At 64.3% G+C, this 25390-nt stretch carries 25 protein-coding genes and 3 pseudogenes; 10 read left to right on the forward strand and 18 right to left on the reverse strand.

The window, feature by feature from the left end; translation table 11 throughout:
• Window positions 1-52: 52 nt before the first annotated feature.
• From rpe to RAH32_RS15260, 3 genes and pseudogenes are all read right to left on the reverse strand, one after another.
• Window positions 53-751 (reverse strand): ribulose-phosphate 3-epimerase, encoded by a 699-nt coding sequence (rpe, locus tag RAH32_RS15250; RefSeq protein ID WP_306608956.1) that lies wholly within the window; start codon window positions 749-751, stop codon window positions 53-55.
• 81 nt (window positions 752-832) lie between these two features.
• Window positions 833-1635: pseudogene (locus RAH32_RS15255) on the reverse strand (CbbX protein); the annotation flags it as partial.
• A 215-nt stretch (window positions 1636-1850) separates the two neighbouring features.
• A pseudogene (locus RAH32_RS15260) lies at window positions 1851-2182 on the reverse strand (RuBisCO large subunit C-terminal-like domain-containing protein); the annotation flags it as partial.
• A 528-nt stretch (window positions 2183-2710) separates the two neighbouring features.
• Between RAH32_RS15260 and RAH32_RS15265 the strand changes: the two are divergent.
• A complete protein-coding gene (locus RAH32_RS15265) occupies window positions 2711-3022 on the forward strand; it encodes a helix-turn-helix domain-containing protein (RefSeq protein WP_306608898.1) in 312 nt (103 codons plus the stop codon).
• A gap of 70 nt (window positions 3023-3092) precedes the next feature.
• Here the strand turns inward: RAH32_RS15265 and RAH32_RS15270 are convergent, their stop codons facing one another.
• Window positions 3093-3758, reverse strand: a complete 666-nt coding sequence (locus RAH32_RS15270; protein WP_306608900.1) for a flagellar hook capping FlgD N-terminal domain-containing protein — start codon at window positions 3756-3758, stop codon at window positions 3093-3095.
• A gap of 12 nt (window positions 3759-3770) precedes the next feature.
• A complete protein-coding gene (locus RAH32_RS15275; protein ID WP_306608901.1) occupies window positions 3771-4685 on the reverse strand; it encodes a flagellar hook-length control protein FliK in 915 nt (304 codons plus the stop codon).
• A gap of 105 nt (window positions 4686-4790) precedes the next feature.
• Here RAH32_RS15275 and RAH32_RS15280 point away from each other — a divergent pair, with 105 nt between their 5' ends.
• The 6 genes from RAH32_RS15280 to RAH32_RS15305 all read left to right on the forward strand — a co-directional run bounded on the left by RAH32_RS15280 (window position 4791) and on the right by RAH32_RS15305 (window position 7954).
• Window positions 4791-5030 carry a rod-binding protein gene (locus RAH32_RS15280; protein ID WP_306608902.1) on the forward strand — a complete coding sequence of 80 codons (240 nt, stop codon included), beginning with the start codon at window positions 4791-4793 and terminating at the stop codon, window positions 5028-5030.
• Window positions 5027-5344, forward strand: a complete 318-nt coding sequence (locus RAH32_RS15285; RefSeq protein ID WP_306608904.1) for a hypothetical protein — start codon at window positions 5027-5029, stop codon at window positions 5342-5344. The genes RAH32_RS15280 and RAH32_RS15285 overlap by 4 nt, the downstream gene beginning before the upstream one ends.
• Before the next feature lie 172 nt (window positions 5345-5516).
• Window positions 5517-6320 (forward strand): flagellin, encoded by an 804-nt coding sequence (locus tag RAH32_RS15290; RefSeq protein WP_306608905.1) that lies wholly within the window; start codon window positions 5517-5519, stop codon window positions 6318-6320.
• Between the two features lie 80 nt (window positions 6321-6400).
• Window positions 6401-6775 (forward strand): flagellar biosynthesis regulator FlaF, encoded by a 375-nt coding sequence (gene flaF, locus RAH32_RS15295; RefSeq protein ID WP_306608958.1) that lies wholly within the window; start codon window positions 6401-6403, stop codon window positions 6773-6775.
• Window positions 6772-7176 (forward strand): flagellar biosynthesis repressor FlbT, encoded by a 405-nt coding sequence (gene flbT / locus RAH32_RS15300; protein ID WP_306608907.1) that lies wholly within the window; start codon window positions 6772-6774, stop codon window positions 7174-7176. Before flaF ends, flbT begins: the two co-directional genes overlap by 4 nt.
• Before the next feature lie 7 nt (window positions 7177-7183).
• A complete protein-coding gene (locus RAH32_RS15305) occupies window positions 7184-7954 on the forward strand; it encodes a DUF1217 domain-containing protein (RefSeq protein ID WP_306608909.1) in 771 nt (256 codons plus the stop codon).
• A gap of 190 nt (window positions 7955-8144) precedes the next feature.
• Here the strand turns inward: RAH32_RS15305 and RAH32_RS15310 are convergent.
• The 6 genes and pseudogenes from RAH32_RS15310 to bglB all read right to left on the reverse strand — a co-directional run.
• A pseudogene (locus RAH32_RS15310) lies at window positions 8145-8735 on the reverse strand (integrase core domain-containing protein); the annotation flags it as partial.
• A 247-nt stretch (window positions 8736-8982) separates the two neighbouring features.
• Complete coding sequence (locus RAH32_RS15315; protein WP_306608911.1) at window positions 8983-9606, reverse strand: transposase; 624 nt, start codon at window positions 9604-9606, stop codon at window positions 8983-8985.
• A 217-nt stretch (window positions 9607-9823) separates the two neighbouring features.
• A complete protein-coding gene (locus RAH32_RS15320) occupies window positions 9824-11122 on the reverse strand; it encodes a TRAP transporter large permease (RefSeq protein ID WP_306608913.1) in 1299 nt (432 codons plus the stop codon).
• 3 nt (window positions 11123-11125) lie between these two features.
• Window positions 11126-11635, reverse strand: a complete 510-nt coding sequence (locus RAH32_RS15325; protein ID WP_306608915.1) for a TRAP transporter small permease — start codon at window positions 11633-11635, stop codon at window positions 11126-11128.
• Window positions 11635-12606 (reverse strand): TRAP transporter substrate-binding protein, encoded by a 972-nt coding sequence (locus RAH32_RS15330; RefSeq protein WP_306608917.1) that lies wholly within the window; start codon window positions 12604-12606, stop codon window positions 11635-11637. Before RAH32_RS15330 ends, RAH32_RS15325 begins: the two co-directional genes overlap by 1 nt.
• 29 nt (window positions 12607-12635) lie before the next feature.
• Window positions 12636-13754, reverse strand: coding sequence for a beta-galactosidase BglB (gene bglB / locus RAH32_RS15335; protein WP_306608919.1), 1119 nt, complete (start codon window positions 13752-13754; stop codon window positions 12636-12638).
• A gap of 135 nt (window positions 13755-13889) precedes the next feature.
• On the opposite strand from bglB, the gene kdgR reads away from it, so the two are divergent.
• The gene (gene kdgR, locus RAH32_RS15340) at window positions 13890-14705 is read left to right on the forward strand and encodes a DNA-binding transcriptional regulator KdgR (RefSeq protein WP_306608921.1); all 816 of its coding nucleotides are present in this window, start codon (window positions 13890-13892) and stop codon (window positions 14703-14705) included.
• Here kdgR and RAH32_RS15345 read toward each other — a convergent pair.
• From RAH32_RS15345 to RAH32_RS15375, 7 genes are read right to left on the reverse strand one after another with little or no spacing between them, the layout of a single operon-like run.
• Window positions 14675-16027: an FGGY-family carbohydrate kinase gene (locus RAH32_RS15345; protein WP_306608923.1), complete on the reverse strand. Its 1353-nt coding sequence runs from the start codon at window positions 16025-16027 to the stop codon at window positions 14675-14677. The genes kdgR and RAH32_RS15345 overlap by 31 nt on opposite strands.
• Window positions 16024-16338, reverse strand: coding sequence for an L-rhamnose mutarotase (gene rhaM, locus RAH32_RS15350; protein WP_306608960.1), 315 nt, complete (start codon window positions 16336-16338; stop codon window positions 16024-16026). Before rhaM ends, RAH32_RS15345 begins: the two co-directional genes overlap by 4 nt.
• Window positions 16338-17345 carry an ABC transporter permease gene (locus RAH32_RS15355; protein WP_306608925.1) on the reverse strand — a complete coding sequence of 336 codons (1008 nt, stop codon included), beginning with the start codon at window positions 17343-17345 and terminating at the stop codon, window positions 16338-16340. The genes rhaM and RAH32_RS15355 overlap by 1 nt, the downstream gene beginning before the upstream one ends.
• Window positions 17342-18313 (reverse strand): ABC transporter permease, encoded by a 972-nt coding sequence (locus tag RAH32_RS15360; RefSeq protein ID WP_306608927.1) that lies wholly within the window; start codon window positions 18311-18313, stop codon window positions 17342-17344. Before RAH32_RS15360 ends, RAH32_RS15355 begins: the two co-directional genes overlap by 4 nt.
• Complete coding sequence (locus RAH32_RS15365; RefSeq protein WP_306608929.1) at window positions 18310-19848, reverse strand: sugar ABC transporter ATP-binding protein; 1539 nt, start codon at window positions 19846-19848, stop codon at window positions 18310-18312. The genes RAH32_RS15360 and RAH32_RS15365 overlap by 4 nt, the downstream gene beginning before the upstream one ends.
• A gap of 52 nt (window positions 19849-19900) precedes the next feature.
• On the reverse strand, window positions 19901-20893 hold the full coding sequence (gene rhaS, locus RAH32_RS15370) for a rhamnose ABC transporter substrate-binding protein (protein WP_306608930.1): 993 nt from the start codon (window positions 20891-20893) through the stop codon (window positions 19901-19903).
• A 28-nt stretch (window positions 20894-20921) separates the two neighbouring features.
• On the reverse strand, window positions 20922-21725 hold the full coding sequence (locus RAH32_RS15375; protein ID WP_306608932.1) for a DeoR/GlpR family DNA-binding transcription regulator: 804 nt from the start codon (window positions 21723-21725) through the stop codon (window positions 20922-20924).
• Window positions 21726-21907: 182 nt separating this feature from the next.
• On the opposite strand from RAH32_RS15375, the gene RAH32_RS15380 reads away from it, so the two are divergent.
• Together RAH32_RS15380 and rhaI are read left to right on the forward strand one after the other, a co-directional pair.
• Entirely contained in the window at window positions 21908-24010 is a 2103-nt protein-coding gene (locus RAH32_RS15380) for a bifunctional rhamnulose-1-phosphate aldolase/short-chain dehydrogenase (RefSeq protein WP_373429724.1), read from the forward strand.
• Between the two features lie 5 nt (window positions 24011-24015).
• A complete protein-coding gene (gene rhaI / locus RAH32_RS15385) occupies window positions 24016-25290 on the forward strand; it encodes an L-rhamnose catabolism isomerase (protein ID WP_306608934.1) in 1275 nt (424 codons plus the stop codon).
• Window positions 25291-25390 lie beyond the last annotated feature (100 nt).

Below are 25390 nucleotides of genomic sequence, written 5' to 3' on the forward strand. Positions count from 1 at the left end.
CGTCATCTCCTGCGTTTCCTTGGCGGAAGGAAACGCAGAGGGGGTCGGATTGTCAAACGGCTTCGGCAAGCCCCCGGGCCGCCTCGCGGATGGCGCGGATGTTGTTGCCATAGACCCCCGGCTGGCCGACCGAGCCGCCCTTGAAGACCGCCGAGCCCGCGACCAGCACATCCGCCCCGGCCTTGGCCACAACAGGCGCGGTCTTGGGATCGACGCCGCCGTCCACCTGGATGTGGATCGGCCGGTCGCCGATCATCCCGCGCAACCGGGCGATCTTGTCAATCTGGGAATGGATGAACTTCTGCCCGCCGAAGCCGGGGTTCACGGTCATCACCAACACCATGTCGGCCAGATCCAGCAGGTATTCCACCGCCTCGACCGGGGTGCCTGGGTTCAGCGCGATCCCAGCCTTTTTTCCCGTGGCCCGGATCGCCTGGAGGGTGCGGTGCGGGTGCGGCCCGGCCTCGACATGGGCGGTGATCATGTCTGCGCCTGCCTCGGCATAGGCCTCGATATAGGGGTCCACCGGGGCGATCATCAGGTGGACGTCCATGAAGGTCCGCACATGCGGGCGGAAGGCCTTCACGGCGGGGGGGCCGAAAGTCAGGTTCGGCACGAAATGCCCGTCCATCACATCGACATGGACCCAGTCGGCGCCCTGGTCCTCGATCGCCCGGATCTCGCGCCCGAAATCGGCGAAGTCGGCGGACAGGATGGACGGCGCGATCTTGATGCTGCGGTCAAAGGTCATGGCGGAGTTCCTATTGGGCGGCCTGCTGGATGGCCTGCCCGGTCCGGCGGTCCCCGTCAAGCCTGTCCACCGCAAGCCCGCGCCCTGGAAGACGCGGCTGGCGTGCAGGTCGGGTTCGGTAATGGCGGACAGCGTGTCGGCGCCCAGCGGGCCCTTCGCCTTGTCGAACAGCCGGTTCGCCTGGCGCAGGCGCGCGGTCCAGCGCGTTCCTGACCGACCGGGCATCGGCAAAATGCGGCTGGTGGCTGCGCGCGGCAATGTATTCGCCCATGGCGACCCGCGCGCCGTCGTCGAGGCGAGAGTTCTGCGCGGCCAGCATCCGTTCCGCGACATGCAGCAGTTCTGGGCCCGTATGATCGGAATTCGATGTGATGGGCGATGCGCGAGCGGAAGCCAGGGTTCGAGGCGAAGAAGCGGTCCATTCGGTCGGCATAGCCCGCCATGATCACCGCCCGGTCGTCGCGCCTGCTCTCCATCACCTGGAGCAGGATCTCGATACCCTCGTTCTGCACCTCTCTGGTCTTGGGGCGGTGTGCCGATATAGGGGCCGACCAGGTCGTCGCGCATTACCGTCACCAAATGCCCCTTGCGGACATAGCCAAAGCGGTGCAGCAGGTCGGCCATCTTCAGCGCCACCGTGGTCTTGCCTATGCCCGGGTTGCCGGTGAAGGACATGTGCAGCGCAGGCGTTTTCGTGGCCAGCCCTATCGGCGCCGCGCCCTGTCCACCAGCAGCAGGGCGGCAATCTGGCGGATAAGGGAGTTGACGGTTTCAACGCCGATCAGGGTCTTGTCCAGCTCGCGCAGCAAATCGCGCATGCCGCTGTCCCCGAAGGAGCGGGCCAGATCGACATGGATGGGGTGCGGGATTGTCCATGGAAGCAGGTCGTCGGTATGTTCCACGCATACCGCCCAGCCGTTGTGGATGGCGTTTGGCCCTGCACGCGACTGTCGTCATCTGAAGATCGGGAAGAAAGCCGAACTGCCCTTGGCGCAGTTTCATGAGGATCTTCTGTGCGGTCGGGGACGGTGCGTGAAGGCGCTCACCCTACGGATGCCATCGAAGGTCGCGGGCTGCGTGTTCACACGCACCGCTGCGATCACATCAAGACTTCGGGCTTCGGCGCTAGGTCGGGCATGTCGGTGGAAGCATAGTTGAAGGACACGTCCTTCCACGCAGCCAGCGCCTGCTTCAGCGGCGTGCAGGTCTTGGCCGCATCGCGCAGGATGTCCTCGTCCTCGTTCCAGATGTCGCGGCCGGCTTTGCGGGCGAAGACCATCGCCTCCAGGACCAGGCGGTTGGCGGCCGCGCCCGCTGGATGCCGTGGGGGTGGCCGATGGTACCGCCGCCGAACTTCAGCACGACATCATCGCCCACATAGGTCAGCAGCTGGTGCATCTGGCCCGCATGAATCCCGCCCGAGGCGACGGGCGCCGGGATGGCCGGATTTCGCGGTCTCGGCCGCGTCCATGGCAAGCGCACGCATGGCATGGGCCATCTTGTTTCCAGCGCAGGGTCGATGCGGGTCATCTGGTTCATCGCGCATCCCCTTCAGGCGCGCTTGGCGCCGTCGATCAGGCGCAGGCCCCGTCCGGCTGCATTGCCAAGGCGCATCCTGCCCCTCGCGGGCATGCCATCGCAGGTTTGCCTCGCCCAGCGCATTGCGGAACAGCGCATCGGCCGGGATGTCCAGCCGCTCTTGCACGTCGCCGTCGCTGTTGGTGCCAACTTCGGCCGACAGGCCTCCGTCGCCGCGACGGATGACCCCCGCCAGTGTCGCGCCACCGCTCCAAGGACAACATCAATGACTGGAATTGCGGCGGCAGATGGGTGGTTAATCGATGCTGTGCGCCGTTATCATCTCCTCCCTGTCGCCCGACAGGAGGAGATCGACGGGCAGAGATTTTCTGGGCAATCTGATAATCTGGAAGCCGAACCGGATAGGAACGGCTGCGCCAGTTGCGCTACCTTCGGGCGGTAGCCGACAGCGACAGCCTGACGGGTGCGGCAGGCCTGCTGAGGCTGACCACGCCCGCGATCCGCAGCCAGTTGCGGGGGCTGGAGGATCTGGCGGGCTGCCCCTTGGTCCAGAAGGCCGGCCACGGTGCCTTTCGCCCGACCCCTGCGGGCATGGCGCTTCTGCTGGCCGAATCGCAGGTCGCCACCGCCCTTGCTGTGCCGGATGCGACATCAGCGCCTTGCAGCAGGGCTGTGTGGGAAACGTGGTTCTGGACGTCGTTTCCCCCGGCAAGTATTTCGCGCCCGGCCTGATTGCCTGCCTGCTGCGACTTTTGCCGCAGATCGAGGCGACGCTGCGCATCGGCAACCGCGATACGCAGCTTTAGTCCGTGCCGCGCAGCGCCTCGATATCGCTGGCAAGCGCCGACCCGCCGCCCTCGAAAATCAGTTCGATGCCTCGGTTGCCAAGTTCCGCCTCGGCCACGCGAACATAGGCGCCAACCGCATCCTCCGAGATCACCTCGCCCGCGCGGCTGCTTTCGACCACAAAGGAATAGCGTCCGTCGGCCAGCTTTTCGCCCATCTCGTCGCGGCCAAACCAGTCGATCTGCCCCTCGCCCGGTCCGATTTCCTCGCGCGAAACCTCGGACCCCGATTCGTTCAACACGACAAGCGTCACGCTGTCGGCCCTGCTGTCGGGCGCGATGTCCAGCGTCAGTGCCTTGTCCCCGAACCAGACGGGCTCGGTGGTGCGCACCTCCCTCCCGATCCAATCCGCCAGCTGCCCCAGGCTGCCGCCCGATTGCATCAGCATCATTTCCAGAAGCTTGTTGGTCTGCGCCTGCTGCTCGACACCCGAGAATGTCGCAAGCTGGACCGCAAAGTCGCTGCCCTCCATCGGGTTCAGCGGATCCTGGTTCTTCAGCTGGGTGGTCAGCATTCTCAGGAAAGTGTCGAAATTCGTCGATCCGGCTGCTGTGGCGCCTGCCGTCACTGGTGTGGCAGCCCCGGACGAGGCGATCGTGCTGGCGGTGATTGCGGAAACCAAGCGATTCTCCTTTCAGATGCGAATGTCCAGCCGGGCCGGAATCACCAAAGGCGTCCAGGCCAGGGGGACAGAAACCGATTCGGGCATGTCGAATCCTTGCTGAAGCGCGTCGGGCAGGGATTGCCTGCCCCCCGATCCGCCCGAACCGTTGCCCTGGAATTCGAAGGACGCACCGGCCATCCCGGCATCACCGAAACATTCCTGCAGGAACGAGGCATTGCGGCGCAGTTGATCAAGCACTTCGGGCCGTTCGGCCCAGATCAGCACTTGCGGATTGTGTTCGGGTCCGGACATGACCATGCGGATCCGGCCCAGCTCCTCGGGCGCCAGGACCACCTCGATCCGATCCTCGCGTGCCGTCACCACGGCCTCGGCAATCTGCTGCGAAATGGAGGCGACAGGAATTTTCGGCGGCGAAGGATGCGACGGAGCGGGCGCGCCTTCTTTCCCTCCGACCATCGCAGGCGGCGGCGAATCGGCCAAGAGAACATCGACGAAAGAGGCGTCAGCCAATGCAGCACCGAGCGGGGAGGCCCCACCATCGGCCTGCACCACCGCCTCGGGGGCCGACAAGGATTCCGGGGAGGCGTCGGCAAGGATTTGCACATCCCGTGCGCGAATGTCGGGCGCCTTCTGCGCAGAAACAGTCGTCTCGGCTTCGGCCGGCGGGGCTTCTCGCAGGGCGCTCGTGATTCCCGACAAATCCTCTATCAGCATCTGCAGCAGGTCCTGCGGCGGCATGTCGGCCGGCGATGCATCCGCGGCCTCCGTATCGGCGGCAAGCTCCTCCAGCGGGGCTTCATCGACTGTAAAGGCGGCTTCTGACGAAAGCTCTCCCTCGATCTGGGCTTCGACGGGCGCGGCAGATGCCGCAGGCGCGGCGATCGGAAGGATCGCAGCGACGGGTAAAATGGAACACTCGGACATGGGTTGATCCCTGAACTGACCTTCCCAGGGATAAGGCCGAGTCCTTACGATTTATTTACTGCAAGAGGCTAGTCCTGAAAAATATCCGCAATCAGGAAGCTTCACATGCAGGTAAACCAGGCTTTGACATCCCCGTTCCCCGTGCCGACACAGCGCCCGCCATCGGAACAGCTGGAACAGGCTTTTCTCGAGGAAATGCTGAAATACTGTGGCCCGAAATCCAATACTGGCGCATTTGGCGGGGGAATCGGCGAGGATCAGTTTTCCAGCTTCCTGATCCAGGAACAGGCGGCCGTCCTGGCCAAACAGCTTGATTTCGGCTTTGCAAGGGAATTGGCACAATGAAGCCCAAGCATCGCCAGCTTCTGGACGGGGTGGAGCAGGCCATCATCCAGGGCAACGGGGCGCTGGCGCTTGACCGAATCGAAGCGCTTGCCCGGCAATTCGAACGCGATGGCCTGGACAGCGCGTCGAAAGCAAGGATCGAACAAACCTTGCAGCACTTGCTGCGCCTGGCCGAGGCTTCGGCGCGCGGCACGCAGCGGGCAATCGACCAGATCCGGGATATCGTGAAAAATGCCCGCAGCCTGCAAACCTATGACCACACTGGTCAGCGCCACAACACGCCGACCCGGGCCATCCTGGCCCAAAGGTTTTAAGTAAAATCCTTCGTTTTCAACCTTTGAGAGAGTGGGGCAAATTCACTATCCATCAATCACCGGCTGCTAGCAATGCGGTCATGCCCAAAGCGGCACAGGGATAAACGCCCAAGGTCAGAAGGCCAATCGTCGAAACCAAGGATGCAAAGCATCCCTTATATCTGAGGATAACATGTCCAGTATTCTGACCAACAACGGCGCCATCGTTGCACTGCAGACCCTGAAGAACGTGAACGGCAACCTGAACAAGGCGCAGTCGGAAATTGCGACCGGCCTTCGCGTCGCAACCGCCAAGGACAACAGTTCGGCTTGGGCCATTGCCTCGACGATGAATTCCGACATTCAGTCCATGAAGACGCTCAGCAACTCTCTGACCTCGGCCGGTGCCATGGTCAGCACCGCCCGCGATGCGGCCGAGCAGATCAGCGAGAAGCTGAAAGAGATCCAGACGAAGATCGTTCAAGCAGAAAACCCTGATGCCGACACCGCCAAGCTGCAGGCTGAGGTGACTGCGCTGACCGACACGATCGTGTCGATCGCGACAAGCGCGCAGTACAACGGCATCAACCTGACAAGCGCCGCTGCAACGGACCAGAACGTCACGGTGTCCATCCAGCGCGACGACGCCGGCGCTTTGACAGCAGAGGAACTTACGGTAACCGCCTTTGACCTGGAAGCCTTGGGCGCTGCCCTGACGGTAGGCACGGCGACGCTCGATGATATCGATACTCTGCTGGATACGGCCAACGAGGCAGCCGCGTCTTTTGGTGCTGCTCAGGCTCGAATCGAGGCTCAGGCCGGCTTTCTCAACAAACAAGCCGACTCACTGAAGATGGGCGTCAGCGCGCTTGTTGATGCCGACATGGAGGAGGCCTCGGCCCGCCTGCAGGCGCTGCAAACCCAGCAGCAGCTGGGCATCCAGGCCCTGTCGATCGCCAACCAGGCGCCCTCGGCCGTCCTGAGCCTGTTCCGCTGATGATCTTTGGCGGAGTGGGGGGGCATAATTGGCCCTCCACTCCCCGCCCTCACCATGTTTTCTGGTAGAAATCGGGATTGATGACCTTGAACGCGGTTACGCCAATGCAAGCCCATGTCGGTTATGCCTCGAACGCCGTTCGGACTGACAAGGACAACGAATACACGATTTTCGCGCGTATCACGCACATGCTGCGTCGCGCGCGGGAAGATGTGCCCACGCCCGAGCGGTTGATGGCCGTCCACAAGAACAACGATCTGTGGACGATCCTTGCGGCAGACCTTTCGCATCCTGGAAACTCTCTTCCAGATCGGTTGAAGGCTGACCTCTTGTCGTTGGCCATCTTCAGCATCCGTCACGGCCATGCCGTCATGAGCGGAAGTGCCACAGTCGATCCGCTGATCGACATCAACATGGCCATGATGCGCGGCCTGCGCCAGGAGGCACCGGCATGAGCGGCCTTGTCCTGAAGCTTGCCCCGAACGAACGGGTGCTGATCAACGGTGCCGTCATCGAAAACGGCGACCGCCGGTCCAAGATCGCGATCCGCACGCCGAATGCGCATGTTCTTCGTCTGAAGGACGCCATTCATCCCGACCGCGCCAATACCCCTGTCGGCCGGGCATGCTACATCGCGCAACTGATCCTGTCGGGCGACGCCGAACCGGCCGAAGGCAAGCGCCAATTGCTTTTGGCGGTCACGCAGCTTGCCTTGGTCTTCGACGATGACAACAGCCAAGCCATCCTGCACGAGGCGCGGGCCAGCATCGAAGCCGGCGCCATCTATCCGGCCCTGCGCCGGTTGCGTGATCTGTTGCCCCAGGAAGACCGCCTTATTCAGATCCGCCGCCAGTGAGGGTGCCATGACTGCGATCACTGTGGGATTGGGCGGCCTGGCAGGGTGGCGGGTTCTGCAAAGGATGGAAAGCCGACAGGTCGAGGCAACGGCCAAGGATCCCGTGGTCCAGCGCGCTGCCGCGTATTTCAAGGGCAACCTGTCCACCACGACCACGGCGGACGATCTAGTCGGTGATTACAAGATGTTGCAGGTGGCGCTTGGCGCCTTTGGCCTGGACACCGACATCGCCAACAAGGCCTTCATCCGCAAGGTTCTTGAATCGGATCTGGGTGATCGCTCTTCTCTGGCCAACAGGCTGGGCGACAAGCGTTATTTAAGATTTGCCGAGGCCTTCGGGAATATCGGCGACGCTGCGGCGACCGGCCAGACGATCACGGACGCCTATGTCCAACGGCAGTTCGAAAAACGTGTCGGCGAAGGGAACGAAAGCTATCGCCTGGCCCTGAATGCGCGCAACGAAATGAAGGCCTTTGCCACGCGCACCTCCAGCGATAAGACGATGTGGTACGAAGTCATGGGCAGCAAGGCGCTGCGAACGGTTTTCGAAGGCGCCTTAGGGATGAACAGTTCGATCGCCAACCTGCCCGTCGACCGGCAGTTGGAATTGTTCATGTCCGCGTCCGAACGTGTGCTTGGCAGCAGCAGCTTTTCCGAAATCGGCACCAGCGAAAAGATCGACAAGCTGGTTACACGCTATCTTGCGCTGTCGCAGGTCCAGACCAATACGACCAGCAGCCGTTATACCGCAGCTCTCAACCTGCTGTCGCAGCGATGACGGGATAGAGGGTTGAGGCAAGGACAAGGAAGGACAGACTGGTCGGGACAGTGCACCGGTGCTTCGATGCTTGCTGCTGATCCGCTATGATCAGACAATGCATGATTGCTCCAGCCAACGCATCAGGTTCTTCGAGCCTGAAGGGGCAACGGTCGTCCTCGCCGCTTTAGGCGGGGTGCGTCCTTGGAGTTTACGCGGCCATTCTCAGCTTCATGGCAGGGGGTAATCCCGCCGATGCCCATTTTGGGGCGTTCGTTGTTGCAGGTCCACAGTCATTCGGTGGCGATCTGCTGCACCTCCTCGATGGTTTCAAAGAGGTGGAGGTTCAGCCATTCATGACGGAGCGTCCGGTTCTATCCGTTCGACGCAGGCGTCTTGCCATGGCTGCCGGGCTGGATGCAGGTCAGGGTGATGCCCTGCTTCTCGGCCCAGGTCGTCAGCGTCGAACTGCCATATTCCGGCCTGTTGTCGGCCCTGATCGCCAGAGGCTTGCCGCGCCATTCGGTGATCTGGACGACCCGTTCGACCGGCAGCGAGAAATCCACTTTGGTCCCCAGTTCTTCGCGGTTGAAGTCATCCAGCACGTTCAGAAGTCGGACCTGCCGTCCGTCGGCCAGGCGATCGGCCATGAGCCGAAGATCCGCGAAGCAAGTTGCATGGACCAGGTGATGTTCGGCGCTTTCGGCCTAGACAATGCTTCCGGCTTCTCGCGTTTCAGCCGTTGTCGCGGTTTGATCCGCAGGTTCAGGTCCAGCGCGCAACAGATCCGGCGCACGCGCTTCGTCTCATCGGGCAAGACCGTTTCCGGGTCATCTTCGTCACGGTGCCTCCATTGCGTTGTCGTCTTCTATGTCAACTGTTCAGGCCTGCCTCACAATGGCGCCATGCTTGAAGGTCTCTCGATGTGATACACGCTGTCAGCGCCAGTCCTAAGACGTGCAGCAAAGCGAGTCTCGAGATCACTTTGGCCAGATCCGGGGATATGCCTGGCATTCCTTGGTCCTGAATTATGCTGCGAGGCTCCGGTTTTAGAACATCGAATTCGTTTTCCGTATTGTCAGCAGCTTGCGTGCCAGCGCAACACGGGCCTTCCCGCTTTCGGAGTGGGCGCTCAGCCGCAGCCCCCATTGCCTCAACGCGATCAAAGGCAATGTCCGATACAGGATCGCCGTCGCTGCCTCGAACAAAAGTTTGCGGGTCAACCGATCTCCTGCCTTGGAGAGGCGGCCGCCGATGTTCACGTCACCCGGCTGATATCGCTTCGGCGTCAGCCCAGGATAGGCGCCGACATCGCAGGCGGTTTGGAACCGGGCCGGGTCGTCGACAGTCGTCACAAAGGCGATCACTGTAGCAGTGCCGACACCAGGGGCGCTTGAGACAATCCGGCAGGCCGCGTCTTCCCGTGCGAAGCGGGCAAGTTGCCGGTCAGGCGCACCGCAGATCCTTGAGGCGGGACAGCACCGCCAGCAGCCTTTCGAACAGATCGCGCAGGGCAACATCATCTGGCACGCCCGACGAACGGACCGGTCGAAGGCCTGCCCTTTGCCCTCCGCCAATGTCGGACCGAATGTCTTGGCCAGACCGGGGCTCTGGCTGATCATCGTCGTGCACATCCGAACGATGCACTCGCGTGCCGTCAGCACTGCACGCATACCCCAAAACCCTCTTTTATTTTGGCGCAATCCTCCGATGAAGCGCCGAGTATCTGAGCCGGCGCTCACACACAGGGTCCCTGGGTTTCGGTGTAGCCATGACGCGGCTGGCCACCACACCCAGAAAACCTGGACAATCCTGGGCAGCTTCATCGCCCCAGCAATTGTAAAAGGGCCGAGACCGGCCCTTCCATCCTCCCCATGCGGTGCCTCGGGCCTACAGCCCGAAATACCGCGGCAGCCACATGGTCAATGCCGGGACATAGCTCACCACCAGCAAGATCGCCACCAGCAGCAGATAGAACGGACCAAGCGCGCGGATGCAGGTCTCGACCTTGACCCGCGCCACGCCCGCGCCGACGAACAAGCCGGTGCCGACCGGGGGCGTGATCGTGCCGATGGCCAAGTTGAAGATCATCACCACGCCGAAATGCACCGGATCATAGCCCACCTTCTGCGCGATCGGCAGCAGGATCGGCGTGAAGATCAGGATCGCCGGACCCATGTCCATGAAGCAGCCGACCACCAGCAGGACGATGTTGATGATCAGCATGACGACGATCGGATCGTCTGAAATGGCGAGGATCAGCGAGGTCACGGCTGCCGGGATTCCCGTGAAGGCCATCGCGAAGGACAGCGCGGCGGATGCGGCCAGCAGCAGCATGATGGTGCCGGTCATGTGGACCGTTTCCATCAGAAAGCGCGGCAATTCGCTGATGGGCTTGGTGCGGTGGATCACGAAGGCCAGCAGCATCGTGTAGATGACGGCGATGCCCGAAGCTTCCACTGCCGTCACAACGCCCAGGACGATGCCGCCAATGATCAGGACGATCATCATCAGGCTTGGCACGGCCCGCCAAATCACCCGCAGCGCCTCTGAGATGCCAACGCGCCCCGCCACCGGCCAGGCGCGCCTGCGCGCGACAAAGGCCGTCAGGATCATCATGCCCAGGCCCCACAGCACACCTGCCACGGCCCCACCCAGGAACAGCGCCCCGATCGAGGCCCCGCCCGCCACCAGCGAATAGATGATGAAGGCGGTCGACGGCGGGATCAGCATCCCCGTCGGCGCCGAGGCGATGTTGACGGCCGCGGCAAAGCCAGGGTCATAGCCCTCACGCTTCTGCATCGGCACCATCACCCCCCCGATCGAGGTCGAGGCGGCGATGGCCGACCCCGAGATGGACCCGAACAGCATGTTGCCCGCGATATTCGTCTGGGCCAGCGATCCGGGCACGCGGCCTGCGATCAGCTTGGCGAAATCGACCAGACGCACGGCAATCCCGCCCGAGTTCATGATGACCCCCGACAGGATGAAGAAGGGCACCGCCAGCAGCGAGAAGCTGTCGAGGCTGGCCATCATCTTCTGGGCCGAGGTGAACAGCGCCATGTCCATCGGCACGACCAGCAGCACGGCGGCAAAGGCCGCGGCGGTGATCGCCAGGGCCAGGGGAATGCCGATCAGGGTCATGACCCCGAAAACCCCGATCAGGATCAGGCTTGCGGTTCCGGCCATGGCTTATTCCCCCACCATGTCTGCGTCCTCCAGATCGACATGGTGGGTCACGCCCCGGCCCAGATCGATCAGGTTCAGGATGCTGTAAAGGACCATCAGCGCGCCGCTGACCGGCAGCGACAGGTAGATCCAGCTCATGGGGAGCTGCATCACCGCGCTTGTCTGGCGCGCGGCGATGGTGACGGCCCGCATTCCCCCATAGATCAGCACGCCGCCGGCGAAGATCACGAAGGCGACCGCGATCAGCGCATCCAGCCGCATGCGGCCGGTCTGCGCCAGCCGGTCACGCAGCATGTCAACCGACAGGTGGCTGCCTTGCCCCACCGCATAGGCCGCACCCAGCATCGACATCCAGATCACGCCGTAACGCAGTATCTCCTCGGTCATCGAGGACGGCTCGTTCAGCGCGTATCGGCTGACGACCTGCCAAGCCAGCACGACCACCAGCCCGGCAAGCAAGGCGCAGCAGACGAAGCCCAGCAGGAAATCCAGCCCGCGACGCAGGGCGGTCATCACTGCGCCCCGCCAGCGTCGCGGATCTTCTGGACCAGGGCCTTGGCCTCGTCCGTCTGTTCGTCATAGATCGGGGCCACGGCCTTGCGGAAGGGCGCGACGTCGGGTTCGTAGAACTGCACGCCGAACTCCTCGGCGGCCTTCTTGCGCTCGGCCTCGACGGCTGCGTCCCACAGGTTCTTGTGGTGTTCGGTCGACTCGCGCGCAGCCTCCTGGACGGCGGTGCGCTGTTCGGGGGTCAGCCGGTCCAGCGTGGCGGTGCCGATCAGCAGGATGTCAGGGATGCGGGTGTGGCCGTCATAGCTATAGTGCTTGGCGACCTCGGCATGGCGGGCGACGGTCAGGGCGAATTCGTTGTTCTCGGCCCCGTCCAGAACCCCCTGCTGGAGCGAGGTGTAAACCTCGGCCTGGCCCATGGCGACGGGGGTGGCGCCCAGCAGTTCGATGGTGCGGATCGCGGTCGGGCTTTGCAGCACGCGGATCTTCAGGCCTTTCAGATCCTCGACCGACTGGACCGGCGTGTCCACGGTATAGAAGTTGCGCGCCCCGGAATTGTAGTAGGTCAGACCCACGAAGCCCGTGTCGCGGGTGGCGTCGTAGACCGGCCCCATCACCTCGGCGCTGTCCATCGCCGCATAGAAATGGTCCTGGTCGTTGAACAGATAAGGCAGCGGGAAGACGCCATAGATCGGATTGAAGCTTTCCAGAAGTCCCGCCGACACCTTGGTCATGTCAAGCGCGCCGCCCTGCATCATCTCGATCATCTCGCGTTCGCCGCCCAACTGGCCGTCGGGAAAGAACTGGACCGTCACCTCGCCGCCGGTTTTCTCGGCGACAAGTTCTCCGAACTTCTGCATCGCCTCGACGGTGGGCGTGGCGTTCTGGGCATAGCCGAACCGCAGGGTTTCGGCCTGGGTTGTGCCCGCCATCAGGATCAGGGCAAGGGCTGTCAGCGGCATGGTGCGGGTCATCGGGTCTCCTCCTCCAGGAACCGGTCGGGTCAGATATAGCTGCGCAGGTATTCGGCCAAGGCGAACATCGCCATCGCCTGTCCGTAGGGCATCGAGGTCAGCTTGACCTGGCGGTAATAGTCCAGATCGCTGCCCAGGGCGGTGCCGAAGGATACGTTCTGCAATTCGCCCTGTTGGTTGATGTTGTCGATGACGGCCTTGATGGCGCGTTCGGCCACGGGCGCATAGTCGGCGGGCAGATAGCGTTTGCGAACGCCCTTCAGCAGGCCATAGGCAAAGCCTGCCGTTGCGGACGCTTCCAGATAGCTGGTCCTGTCGTCCAGAAGCGTGTGCCACAGCCCGCTGTCGTCCTGCATCTCGCGCAGCGCGGCGGCCTGGCGGGAAAACAGCGACAGCAGGTGCCGGCGGACCGGATCGCCTTCGGGCAGATCCAGAAGCTCGACAAACTCGGGTATCACGATGGTGATCCAGCTGTTCCCCCGCGCCCACAGCGCGCGGGCGAAGTTGTGGTTGCCGTCGAAGGTCCAGCCGTGGAACCACAGCCCGGAATGGGTGTCGGCCAGATACTGGGCGTGCAGCAGGAACTGGTACTTCGCCTCGTCGATATAATGGGGCCGGTTCAGCACCAGGCCGATCTTGGCCAGCGGCATGACCGACATCATCAACGTGTCGTCCCACATCTGCTGGTCGTTCACGCTGTTGTAGACAATGTGCTGGAGACCGCCTTCGCGGGTGCGCGGCATTTCCGCCATCACCCATTCGGCCCAGGTGTCCAGATAGGGTTCCCAGACCGGGTTGCGGTCGCGTTCGTAAAGATGCGCCAAGGTCAGGAAGGGGGCGACGGTGTTGATGTTCTTCGTCGGCGTGCCTTCCGCCAGCCGGGCGTCGAACCAGTCGCGGATGATCCCCATGGCCTTGTCGCTGCCGGTCAGTTGCCAGTACTTCAGCAGGCCATAAAGTCCGATGCCGTGGGTCCATTCCCATCCGGCCCAGCCCTTGGTGTCGATCACCCGCCCGTCGTCCAGCCGCAGCAGGAATTCACCCGTTTCGTCGGTGATGTTGATCAGGTTGTCGGCCAGACGCTCGATCAGGCTGGCCACATCCTGCCTGGCAATAAAGCGTTCCTTTTGCCGCAGAAGCGGATGCATCGTGATTCTCCCTGTTCCGTATTCGGAACGTCATTCCGAAAAACAAAGAACCACAGTCCAGATCGCTAATCAAGCTGTCTTGACACTGAATACCGATTTTTTCAGAATGGCGTTCCGAAAACAGTGGACGGTGCCATGGCTGAAAAGATCCAGAAGACTGAAAACGCTGCCGCCGTCCTGAAGGTCTTTGCGGTGCTGGAATCCCTGGCCGATGAGCGGCGGGCCAGCCTGGCCGACATTGCGCAACGCGCGGTGACGTCGAAGACGACGGCGCATCGCCTGCTGCAGACCATGGTGGATCTGGGCTATGTCGAGCAGGAGCCCGAAACCGAGAAATACGGCCTGACGCTGAAGCTGTTCGGCCTTGGCGCGCGCAGCCTGCGCGGTCAAGAGGATCTGCTGCGCATCTGCGACCGGGAAATGGGCAAGCTGTCCCGCGCCACCGGGGAATCGATCAACCTGGGCGTTCTGGACGACTTCGATCAGCGCGTCGCCTATATCCACAAGTACGATTCGATCTACAGTCTGTCGATGCAGTCCACGCTGGGCAAGCGGAACCCGCTGCATTCGACGTCGCTTGGCAAGGCGCTTCTGGCCTTTCGCAGCGACGAGGAGATCCGCGAACGCCTTGCCAGGATGGAATTGCGCAAGCTGGCCCCCCGCACCATCACCGACCCCGATGCGCTTCTGGAAAACCTGATGCAGACCCGCGCCCGCGGCTATGCCGAAGAGATCGAGGAAAGCGAGGCCGGCGTGCGTTGCCTTGCCACGCCCGTGCTGGATCACGTGGGCAAGTCGGTTGCCGCAATCAGCGTTGCCTTTCCGCTGATCCGCTTCGATGAAACGCGAAAGCCGGAATATGTCAGGCTGCTGACCGATGCCGGTCGCGCCGCCTCCGAGGCCTTGGGTTACAACCGACATCAGACCCGCGCGGACCAGACCTGGGCATAGGCCTGCAACGCCGCCGCGTGCGCCGGGATCTGCCAGACCCGCGTATCCGGCGCCCTTCCGGCACCAAGGCACAAGAGCGCCGCCCCGACCGAGGTGCCGGTGGCTGATGCCGCGACCTCGACCCCCTCAGGGCGCAGGGCGGCCAGCATGTCCAGATAGTCGGGATTGCGGGCGAAAGGCCCTTCGGTGATGGCCGGGCCTCTTGCGCCGATCAGGTTCAAGCAGGTGTGGGTCATCAGGGCCAGATACCAGGACAAGGCAGCCATGCGCTGCCCGTCATCCGCCGGCTGGGTGGTCCAGCACATTTGCTGCCCCTGAAACGGACCTGATCCCGGCTCGACTGCGGGCAGGATCATCACCTGGCCGTCAAGTACCGTCCGCCGGTCGGCATCGCTGGGCGCGGCATCGCTGCCCCCCCGGATCACCTCGTATTCCCGCCCGCCCATGAAGCGGGCCGAGGGCACAGGCTGGCCAAGCGCATTCACGTTCACCAGCACGTCGCGCGCCGGGTCGAGGGCGACCGGATCGCCGCCCATTGCCATCGCCACCACCCATGTCCCGGTCGAAACCACCGCGAAAGGCGCCTTTCGACCCAGGACATAGGGGTAAAGCGAGGCATTGCTGTCATGGATCCCCACCGCGACCGGCGTGCCCGCTGGGATGCCGGTCGCGGCGGCGACCTGTGCCGTCAGCCCGCCCAGAACCTCGTCTGCCCGCCGGGCAGGGGCAATTCGGCCGTTCAGTCCAAGGCGGTCAACCAGGTCCGAGAACCGCCCCTGCCACGGATCCCACAGGTCGGTATGGCAGCCAAGCGAGGTCACGTCGCTGGCCAGTTCCCCGGTCAGCCGCCAGCCCCAGTATTGCGGATAGGCGACGACATGGGCGATGCGGTCCCGCAGCCGGGGATCGGTTTCCAGCAACCAGTGCAGTTGCGCCCCCAGGTTCAGCCCGCAGGGCAGGCGCGGCGATCCGGTGCGCGCGAAATCCGGCCGCAGCGCGTCATAGGCGGCGGTCAAGGCATCGGGGCCGGGATCTTCGTAATCCAGCATGGGCGCGGCCAGGTTCCCCTGCGCGTCCAGCAGCACCGCCGCCGCGCCGTGGGTGGTGACCGAGATCGCGTCGATCCGGTGCCGGGCATGGAACTCCGCCAGATGGTGCAGAAAGAAGCGCCAATGCCCCTCCAGATCCGCATGAGGCCAGGGCGGGCCGGGCAGCGGGCGGTTCGGGCGGGTGACGACGGCGATCTCGGCCAGGGTTTCCCCGTTGACCAGCGCCAGCTTGGCGTTGGTCTTGCCGATGTCGATGACGGCGACGTTTGTCATGGCAGGTGGAACATCGGCACCAGCGGCACCGCCACGGGTTCGTTGTCGGGGTGCGTCGCCATGATGTCGGCCATGTGCGCCCACCACCGCTGCATGACCGGATGGCTGGGCAGGTCGTCCATGCCGTGATCGTCGGGGCGGCTCAGCATCCCGAACAGCGCGTTCGTCTCGGGGTCGAGGTGGATCGAGTAGTCCTGCACCCCGGCCTCCTTCAGCAGGGCCACCAGTTCGGGCCAGATCGCGTCGTGGCGGCGGCGGTATTCGTCCGCCATGCCGGGGTTCAGCATCATGCGGAAGGCGTATTTCTGCATCATCTTTTCCCTGATTTCGCTCGGGCCATGGTCCACAGGCGCGGCACCGCGATCACCGCGATCAGCAGCGCGCCCACGACGATGGACATCACGATCCCCGGCACGTTCAACAGCCCCAGGCCGAAGGTCACCAGCCCCATGACGAAGGCCGCCAGCACCACACCGACGATGCTGCCCGACCCGCCAAGGATGCTGACCCCCCCCAGGACGACGATGGTCACGACTTCCAGTTCAAAGCCCGACGCAATCGACGGCCGCGTCGAGCCAAGGCGAGAGGTCAGGCAGATCGCGGCGATCCCGCTCATCAGCCCGGTCAGCAGGAACAGGATGAAGCGGACACGGTCCACGCGGATGCCGGAAAACCGCGCGGCGGTCGCGTTGTTGCCGATGGCATAAACGGTGCGGCCAAAGCTGGTGCGGTGCAGCAGCACGCCGAAGACCAGGGCCGCCAGCGTGAAGATCACCAGTTCCACCGTAATGACCCAGAAGACATAGCCCTGCCCGAACCAGGCGAAGCTGTCGGGGTAGCCGGTGAAGGCCCCGTCGCCCAGCACGATATAGCTGATGCCGCGAAACAGGCTCATGGTGCCGATGGTCACGACGATCGAGGGCAGGCCGAAGCGCGCGACCAGCAGCCCGTTGAAGGCACCGCACAGTAGGCCGGTCCCCAACCCCAGCAGCACCAGCACCGGCGTGGGCGCCCCCGCCGTCATCGCCAGCCCCATCACGGTCGAGGCCAGGGCGATGATCGCGCCCACGGACAGGTCGATCTCTCCGGCGATGATCAGCATCGCCATGGCGAATGCGATCATCGCCTTTTCGGTGAAGTTGAAGCTCGCGTCCGACAGGTTCCACGGATCCAGGAAATAGGGCGAGGCCCAGGCGTTCAGCAGGAAGATCGCGACGGCCACGACAGCCAGCAGCGCCTCCCAGCTTTTCAGGGCGCGGGCCGCCGGGCGGGTCAGCCGGTCGGGGATCTGGCGCTGCGTGTGAAGGACGGCACTCATTCGGCGGCCTCGGCTTTTTTCAAGATGATGCGGCCCCCGTCCCGCTGGCTCAGCGTGTTGAAGGCAATGGCCAGCAGGATGGCGCTGCCGGAAATCGCCATCTGCCAGAAAGGAGAGATGCCCACGACCGGCAGGGCGTTCTTGATGATGCCCAAAAACAGCGCGCCCATCACCGCGCCCGCCACCGTGCCCGAGCCGCCCGCGATGGCGATGCCGCCGATCACGCAGGCCGCGACCACGTCCAGCTCAAAACCCCCGGCGATGTCCACATAGGCCACCGCATAGCGCGCGACCCACAGGTATCCCACCAGCCCCGCCAGCGCACCCGACAGCACGAAGGCCGCGAATTGCGTGCGGCCCACGGAAATGCCCGCATAGACCGCCGCATGGGGATTGCCGCCGACCGCATAGAAGGCGCGGCCCAAGGGCGTGCGGGTCAGCAGCAGCGCCATGGCCGCGATCCCCGCGATGCCGATCCAGGCCATGACGGGCAGGCCCAGGATCACGGCGCGGGGAAAGGCCTTGAAGCCCTCGCTCATCTGGTGGGCGTTGATCCAGGCGCCGCCGGTCATCAGGAAGATCGTGCCGCGATAGATGGTCATCGTTCCCAGCGTCACGACGATGGACGGGATGCCCAGCTTCCAGACCAGCAACCCGTTCACCGCGCCCAGCATCGCGCCAAGCGCGATTACCGCCAGCAGGATCAGGGGCAGCGGCACCCCGGCCCCGTTCATCAGCGCCGCGACCATGCCGCACAGCGCCAGGTTCGCCGCCACCGAGAGGTCGATGCACTTGGTCAGGATCACCGCCATCTGCCCAAGCGCCAGCAGGATCAGGGGCGAGGTGTCGGTGAAGACGCGGGCCAGGTTGGCCGGGGCGACAAAGCCCGGAAAGCGGCTGGCGACCGCCGCCAGCAGGGCCAGGATGGCAAGCGCCAGGATGGTTTCGCGCGATTTCAGGATGCTCATGCGGCTTGTCCCCGTGGCTGGCCGATGCCCGCAGCGGCGCGGACGAGGTTTTCGGGCGTCATCGCCTCGCCTTCAAATTCGGCGGCGATGCGGCCTTCGCGCATGACGATGACGCGGTCGGACATGCCCAGGACCTCGGGGATCTCGCTGCTGACCATGATGACGGCCAGGCCCTCGGCGGCGAGTTCGGACATGAAGTCGTGGACGGCGGCCTTGGACCCGATGTCGATGCCCTTGGTGGGTTCGTCCAGGATGATGACGCGGGGTTTCGTCGCCAGCCACTTGGCGATGACGACCTTCTGCTGGTTGCCCCCCGACAGCAGGCCCACGTCCTGGTCAAGGCTTGCCGCGCGCAGGTCCAGACGGCGGGTGTATTCGCGGGCCAGCGCGAACTCCTCGGCCAGGCGCAGGAAGCCGTTGCGGCTGGTCCGGGACAGCGACGGCAGGGTGACGTTCTGGAAGATCGGCAGGCCCTTGACGGCGCCCTGCCTGCCGCGATCCTCGGGGACATAGACGATGCCCGCATCGACCGCCTGCGCGGTGGACCGGATCGCCAGCACGCGGTTGTCGATGCGGCAGGCGCCCTTGGAGGGCCGGGTGATGCCGAACAGGGCCTGCATCACTTCGCTGCGCCCGGCGCCGATCAGGCCGTAGAAGCCCAGGATCTCGCCCCGGCGCAGGGTGAAGGTGATGTCCTCGAACTCGGTCGGGTGGCAGTAGCCAGCGACGGTCAGGACGGGATCGCCAATGCGGGCCGGGCGCTTGGGATAGATCTGATCGACGGACCGGCCGACCATCATCTGCACCAGCTGCCCCTCGGTCACGTCGGCCATGCGGCCCTCGCCCACGAACTGGCCGTCGCGGAAGACGGTCCAGCGATCGGCAATGCGGAAGATTTCGTCGAACTTGTGGCTGATGAACAGGATCGCCTTGCCCTGGCGCTTCAGCGTGTCCACCAACTCGTAAAGCTCGGCGATTTCCTTGTGGGACAGGGCGGCGGTCGGTTCGTCCATGATGACCACGCGGGCGTCGATGGACAGTGCGCGCGCGATGGCGACCAGGTGCTTGCTGGCAATGCCCAGGTCGCGCAGGCGCGTCGCGGGGTTCAGGTCGGCACCGATGCCTTGCAGGATGGCGCGGGCTTTCTCGCGCATGGCGCGGCGGTCGATCAGGCCCCAACGCCCGCGCGGGGCATGGCCGATGAAGATGTTCTCGGCCACCGTCATGTCGTCGAACAGCACGGTTTCCTGGTGGATCGCGGTCACGCCCGCATCGCCCGCCGCCTGCGCGGTCGGAAAGCGGATCGGCTGGCCGTCCACCAGGATCTCGCCTTCGTCGGGCTGGTAGATGCCGGTCAGCACCTTGACGATGGTGGACTTGCCCGCGCCGTTCTCTCCGATCAGGGCCGTCACCTGGCCCGGATAAAGATCCAGCCGGACGCCGCCAAGCGCGCGCACGCCGGGGAAAGTCTTGACGATGCCGCGCAGCGACAGCACCGGGGCCGCGCCGTCCTGCGGCTGGAGGTCAGCCTGCATGGGTCATGTCCTTGAGAGAGGTGCCGCCCCGAATGCCGGGGCGGCGGGCCGGTCAGAAGATCGAGCTGAACTGGTCGATGTTGCTGGCGTCATAGGTGAACGGGTCGGCCATGGCGGCCGTGTTGTTCTCGTCCAGCGTAACCTCGCCCATGCGGCCGATGGGGATGGTGGCGCCGGGTTCGGCCTTGGCCTCTCCCTTGGCCAGGTGATGGGCCAGCATGGTCGCGGAATAGCCGAGGTCGATGGGGTTCCAGATCGCGAAGGACTTGGAGGCGCCAGACTTCACATGGCCCGCCATTTCCGAAGGCAGCCCCAGGCCGGTCACGTTGACCTGGCCGATCTTGCCCGCATCCGTCACCGCCTGCGCGGCGGCCACAATGCCCACCGAGGTCGGCGCGATGATCGCCTTGAGGTTCGGATAGGTCTGCATCAGCCCTTGCGCCTCGCGGTACGACTTGTCGGCCAGGTCATCGCCATAAACCGTGCCCACGACCTTGACGTTGGGATAGTTGCCCGCGACCTTGTTCATCTCCTCGATCCAGGTGTTCTGGTTGGTCGAGGTGGTGGTGGCCGACAGGACCGCGACCTCGCCGCCTTCGGGCAGGTGGTCGGCGGCCAGCTTGATGATGGTGTTGCCGATCAGCGGGGCCGAGGACGGATCCAGGTGCATCATCCGCCCTTCGGGGGCCACGCCCGAATCCCAGGAGATCACGGTGATGCCGCGGTCCATGGCCTTTTTCAGCGTCGGCACCAAGGCATCGGTGTCGTTGGCCGACACGGCGATGGCGTCCACGCGCTGCGCGATCAGGCTGTTGATGACCTCGATCTGGCCTTCGGCGGTGGTGTCGGTCGGGCCGGTATAGATGATCTCGACATCGCCCAGTTCCTTGGCCGCTTCCTCGGCGCCCTTGTTGGCGGCCTCGAAGAAGCCGATGCCAAGCGCCTTCACCACCAGGGCGATGCGCATGGTTTCCGCCTGGGCGGTCCCTGCCATCAGGGCGCTTGCGACCGCGGCGGTCGTCAGGATGTTGCGAAGAATGCTCATGTTTCCTCCCCTTATGAGCAGATGCGCCTTATTCCTCGGCGCGTTTTCGTCGGTCCGATGCGGGTTCGACCACGATCAGCCGGATCTCGGCGGCCTCCAGCATCTGGGCCGCGCGGTCATCGATGCCGTTGTCGGTGATGACGGTGTGGATGCGGGCCAGCGGGCACAAAAGCAGGCTCGATCGTTCGCGGAACTTGGAGCTGTCGGCCAGCACGACCAACTCGTCCGCCTGGTCGATCAGCTTCTGTTCGGCCTGGATCAGCAGCGGATCGCCCTCCATCAGCCCCAGCGGGCCAAGGCCCCGGCAGCCCATGAACATGCGGCTGGCATAGAAATGGCTGCTGCCGTCCTCATCAAAAGGCGACAGGATGATGTTCTGTTCGCGATAGATCGCCCCCGCCGGGACCAGAACGGTGTTCTTCGACTGCTTCAGCAGATGTTCGGCGATGGGAAAACTGTTGGTGAAGACCTGCAGCCGCTTGGTCGTCAGCGGATGCACCATCTGGAAGGTCGTCGTGCCGCCGTTGATGATGATCGCATCGCCATCGGCGCAAAGGTCCACCGCCGCCTGGGCGATGGCGCGTTTCTGCGCGATGTTGATCGTCTGCGTGACGGCAAAGGGCTTGGCGTTGATGCCCGCGAAGGGAGTCGGATTGATCGCCTCGGCCCCGCCGCGCACCCGGCGCAGCTTCTTGGCCAGGTGAAGCTGGGCGATGTCGCGGCGCACCGTGGCCTCGGACGCGCCGGTCAGGGCGCAAAGGTCCGAAACCGTCACCACCGGGCGTTCGCCCACGGCCGACAGGATGATGCGATGGCGTTCCGTTTCCAGCATGTGTTCCCCCTTGCCGTCACCATTCTTTCAACTTCGCGCATTGTCAATCATCTTTGCGCAGAGGCACGGTTTCTGCACCTGCATAATGATCGCTTATGATCGATAATGATTGACTTTGATGCGTTCCGCTGCCTATTCCTGGGGACAGCACGGCGCTTTTGCCGCTCTTGGGAGGGGATCCGATGACAGACAGCCTGACCGCCAACCGCCTGGAAAGCCTGTGGGACGATGCCAAGGCGTCCTCCATGACCGAATCGCAGAAGCTGCTCTACCGCTCAAACCTCCTGGGGTCGGACAAGCGGGTGACGAATTATGGCGGCGGCAACACCTCGGCCAAGGTGATGGAAACCGATCCGCTGACGGGTGATCCGGTCGAGGTTCTGTGGGTCAAGGGCTCGGGCGGCGACATCGGGTCGATGGGCATGGACGGCTTCGCCACGCTCTACATGGACGCATTGCGCGCGCTGAAGAGCAAGTATCGCGGTGTTGCGCGTGAGGATGAGATGGTAGGCTATCTGCCCTATTGCACCTTCGGGTTGAACCCGCGCGCGGCCAGCATCGACACGCCGCTGCACGCCTATGTGCCCCGCCGCCATGTCGATCACGTCCATTCTGACGCGATCATCGCCATCGCGGCCTCGGTCAATTCGCGCGACCTGACGCGGCAGATCTTTGGCGATGAGATCGGCTGGCTGCCCTGGAAGAAGCCCGGCTATGAGCTGGGCCTGTGGTTGGAAAAGTTCGCCACCGAGAACCCGCAGGCCAAGGGCTGCGTGCTGGAAAGCCACGGGCTGTTCACCTGGGCGGATGATGCCAAGGACTGCTACCTGACGACGCTGGCGATCATCAACAAGGCCGCCGAATGGCTGGACCGCGCCGCAGGCGGCAAGCCCGCCTTCGGGGGCGCGGCCCGTCCCACGCTGCCGCCCGCGCAGCGCCGCGACATCGCCGCGCGGCTGATGCCCGCGATCCGGGGGCTGATCTCGAAGGACCGCCACAAGGTCGGCCATTTCGACGACGGGGCTGCGGTGCTGGACTTCGTCGGCTCGAAGATGCTGGAGACGCTGGCGCCGCTGGGCACGTCCTGCCCCGACCACTTCCTGCGCACCAAGATCCGCCCGCTACTGGTCGATTTCGACCCGGCTAACCCTGACCTGGACGCCACGATTGCCGGTCTGGAGAAGGCCGTGGCCGATTACCGCGACGACTACGCGGCCTATTACGACCGCTGCAAGCATCCCGACAGCCCGGCCCTGCGCGACCCGAACGCGGTGGTCTATCTGGTGCCCGGCGTCGGGATGATCACCTTTGCGCTGGACAAGGCGACGGCGCGGATCTCGGGCGAGTTCTACGTCAACGCCATAAACGTGATGCGCGGGGCCAGCGCGGTTTCCACCTATCAGGGCCTGCCGGAACAGGAAGCCTTCGACATCGAATACTGGCTGCTGGAGGAAGCGAAGCTTCAGCGGATGCCCAAGCCGAAATCGCTGGCGGGCCGCGTGGCCCTGGTCACCGGCGGCGCGGGCGGCATCGGCGCGGCCACGGCGGAACGCTTCCTGCGCGAAGGCGCCTGCGCGATGCTGGCCGATATTGATGAGGGCGCCTTGAAGACCGCCCATGACGGTCTTGCGGGGCGGTTCGGCCGCGACGTGGTGCGGTCCGTGCAGATGAACGTCACCGACGAAAACCAGGTCGCCCGCGCCTATGCGGAAATGGCGGTGGAGTTCGGCGGCATCGACATCCTGGTGTCGAACGCAGGCATCGCCTCCTCGGCCCCGGTCGAGGACACCTCGCTGGCCTTGTGGAACAAGAACATGGACATCCTGTCCACCGGCTATTTCCTTGTCTCGCGCGAGGCCTTCCGCACCTTCCGCGCCCAAGGGATCGGCGGGTCGGTGATCTTCGTGGCCTCCAAGAACGGCCTTGCCGCCTCGCCCAACGCATCCGCCTATTGCACCGCCAAGGCCGCCGAGATCCACCTGGCCCGCTGCCTGGCCCTGGAAGGGGCCGAGGGCGGCATCCGCGTCAATGTCGTGAACCCCGACGCCGTGCTGCGCGGATCGCGCATCTGGGAAGGCGAATGGCTGGACCAGCGCGCCAGCACATACGGCACCGACAAGGAAGGGCTGGAGGAGATGTATCGCAAGCGCTCCATGCTCAAGCGGTCGGTCCTGCCGGAAGACATCGCCGAAGGCGTCTATTTCTTCGCTTCCGACCTGTCGGCCAAATCGACGGGCAACATCCTCAACGTGGACGCGGGCAACGTCCAGGCCTTCACGCGGTGACGGCCATGATCGACAAATCCCTGATCGACTCCGAAAACGCCGTCCGCACCGCTGACCTGATTGCCGATTACGACACCCTGGGCGCGCGGCTGGCGCGGCGAGGCGTGGATATCGAAACGCTGACCGCCCGCGCCATGACCTTCGGCGTGGCCGTCCCCAGCTGGGGCACCGGCACCGGCGGCACGCGTTTCGCGCGCTTTCCCGGCGCGGGCGAACCGGCGGGCATCATGGACAAGCTGGACGATTGCAGCGTGATCCACGCGCTGACCGCCGCCACGCCGCGCGTCAGCCTGCACATCCCCTGGGACAAGGCCGATCCCGCCCTTCTGCGAGAGAAGGCCGAGGAACTGGGTCTTGGCTTCGACGCCATGAACTCCAACACCTTCCAGGACCAGCCGGACCAGGGACGCTCCTACAAGTTCGGATCGCTGTCCCATACCGACGCCGCGACCCGCCGGCAGGCCATCGAGCACAACCTGGAATGCATCGAGATCGGCCAGGCCATCGGGTCGCGCGCCCTGACGGTCTGGATCGGCGACGGATCGAACTTTCCGGGCCAGACCAGCTTGTCGCGGCAGTTCGACCGCTATCTGGACTCGATGAAGGCGATCTATGCCGGGCTGCCGGAGGATTGGCGGATCTTTTCGGAACACAAGATCTATGAGCCCGCCTTCTATTCGACCGTGGTGCAGGACTGGGGCACCAGCCTGCTGACCGCGCAGGAGCTTGGCCCCAAGGCGCAATGCCTGGTGGACCTGGGCCATCACGCGCCCAACGTGAACATCGAGATGATCGTCTCCCGCCTGGTCCGCGCGGGCAAGCTGGGCGGCTTCCACTTCAACGACAGCAAATACGGCGACGACGACCTGGACAGCGGCACCATCGAGCCCTTCCGCCTGTTCCTGGTCTGGAACGAACTGGTCGAACTGGAGGACACCCCAGGCCTGGATCTGGCGCACATGATCGACCAGAGCCACAACGTCACCGATCCCATCGAAAGCCTGATCGTCTCGGCCGTCGAGATCCAGCGCGTCTTTGTCCAGGCCAGCCTGGTGGACCGCGCGGCGCTTGCCGGGTTCCAGCAGGACAACGACGTGCTGATGGCGGCGGCGACCCTGCGCGCGGCGTTCCGCACGGATGTGGAGCCGATCCTGCAAATGGCGCGGCTGCGCGCGGGGGCGGCCATCGACCCTATCGCCGCCTATCGCGCGTCCGGTTGGCGGGCACAGGCGGCAAGAACCCGGCCGCGCGTGACCGGCGGCGGCGGCGGCATCGTGTGAACGTCACCCCCTGCCGCGACGATTTTCTGTGAAAGGCCCTGCCATGACCCATGTCGACACCCGCCACGCGATCCATCCCGATCATGCCAAACGCATGGAC

Source organism: Paracoccus yibinensis, from assembly GCF_030846195.1.
In the GTDB taxonomy this organism is placed as follows: Bacteria; Pseudomonadota; Alphaproteobacteria; order Rhodobacterales; family Rhodobacteraceae; genus Paracoccus; species Paracoccus yibinensis.

What these genes read in the sequence shown, in the direction of transcription:
- rpe (WP_306608956.1), bottom strand. Translation starts at nt 751, where the DNA reads ATGACCTTTGACCGCAGCATCAAGATCGCGCCGTCCATCCTGTCCGCC.
- RAH32_RS15275 (WP_306608901.1), bottom strand. Translation starts at nt 4,685, where the DNA reads ATGTCCGAGTGTTCCATTTTACCCGTCGCTGCGATCCTTCCGATCGCC.
- RAH32_RS15280 (WP_306608902.1), top strand. Translation starts at nt 4,791, where the DNA reads ATGCAGGTAAACCAGGCTTTGACATCCCCGTTCCCCGTGCCGACACAG.
- RAH32_RS15285 (WP_306608904.1), top strand. Translation starts at nt 5,027, where the DNA reads ATGAAGCCCAAGCATCGCCAGCTTCTGGACGGGGTGGAGCAGGCCATC.
- RAH32_RS15290 (WP_306608905.1), top strand. Translation starts at nt 5,517, where the DNA reads ATGTCCAGTATTCTGACCAACAACGGCGCCATCGTTGCACTGCAGACC.
- flaF (WP_306608958.1), top strand. Translation starts at nt 6,401, where the DNA reads ATGACCTTGAACGCGGTTACGCCAATGCAAGCCCATGTCGGTTATGCC.
- flbT (WP_306608907.1), top strand. Translation starts at nt 6,772, where the DNA reads ATGAGCGGCCTTGTCCTGAAGCTTGCCCCGAACGAACGGGTGCTGATC.
- RAH32_RS15305 (WP_306608909.1), top strand. Translation starts at nt 7,184, where the DNA reads ATGACTGCGATCACTGTGGGATTGGGCGGCCTGGCAGGGTGGCGGGTT.
- RAH32_RS15315 (WP_306608911.1), bottom strand. Translation starts at nt 9,606, where the DNA reads ATGCGTGCAGTGCTGACGGCACGCGAGTGCATCGTTCGGATGTGCACG.
- RAH32_RS15320 (WP_306608913.1), bottom strand. Translation starts at nt 11,122, where the DNA reads ATGGCCGGAACCGCAAGCCTGATCCTGATCGGGGTTTTCGGGGTCATG.
- RAH32_RS15325 (WP_306608915.1), bottom strand. Translation starts at nt 11,635, where the DNA reads ATGACCGCCCTGCGTCGCGGGCTGGATTTCCTGCTGGGCTTCGTCTGC.
- RAH32_RS15330 (WP_306608917.1), bottom strand. Translation starts at nt 12,606, where the DNA reads ATGACCCGCACCATGCCGCTGACAGCCCTTGCCCTGATCCTGATGGCG.
- bglB (WP_306608919.1), bottom strand. Translation starts at nt 13,754, where the DNA reads ATGCATCCGCTTCTGCGGCAAAAGGAACGCTTTATTGCCAGGCAGGAT.
- kdgR (WP_306608921.1), top strand. Translation starts at nt 13,890, where the DNA reads ATGGCTGAAAAGATCCAGAAGACTGAAAACGCTGCCGCCGTCCTGAAG.
- RAH32_RS15345 (WP_306608923.1), bottom strand. Translation starts at nt 16,027, where the DNA reads ATGACAAACGTCGCCGTCATCGACATCGGCAAGACCAACGCCAAGCTG.
- rhaM (WP_306608960.1), bottom strand. Translation starts at nt 16,338, where the DNA reads ATGCAGAAATACGCCTTCCGCATGATGCTGAACCCCGGCATGGCGGAC.
- RAH32_RS15355 (WP_306608925.1), bottom strand. Translation starts at nt 17,345, where the DNA reads ATGAGTGCCGTCCTTCACACGCAGCGCCAGATCCCCGACCGGCTGACC.
- RAH32_RS15360 (WP_306608927.1), bottom strand. Translation starts at nt 18,313, where the DNA reads ATGAGCATCCTGAAATCGCGCGAAACCATCCTGGCGCTTGCCATCCTG.
- RAH32_RS15365 (WP_306608929.1), bottom strand. Translation starts at nt 19,848, where the DNA reads ATGCAGGCTGACCTCCAGCCGCAGGACGGCGCGGCCCCGGTGCTGTCG.
- rhaS (WP_306608930.1), bottom strand. Translation starts at nt 20,893, where the DNA reads ATGAGCATTCTTCGCAACATCCTGACGACCGCCGCGGTCGCAAGCGCC.
- RAH32_RS15375 (WP_306608932.1), bottom strand. Translation starts at nt 21,725, where the DNA reads ATGCTGGAAACGGAACGCCATCGCATCATCCTGTCGGCCGTGGGCGAA.
- RAH32_RS15380 (WP_373429724.1), top strand. Translation starts at nt 21,908, where the DNA reads ATGACAGACAGCCTGACCGCCAACCGCCTGGAAAGCCTGTGGGACGAT.
- rhaI (WP_306608934.1), top strand. Translation starts at nt 24,016, where the DNA reads ATGATCGACAAATCCCTGATCGACTCCGAAAACGCCGTCCGCACCGCT.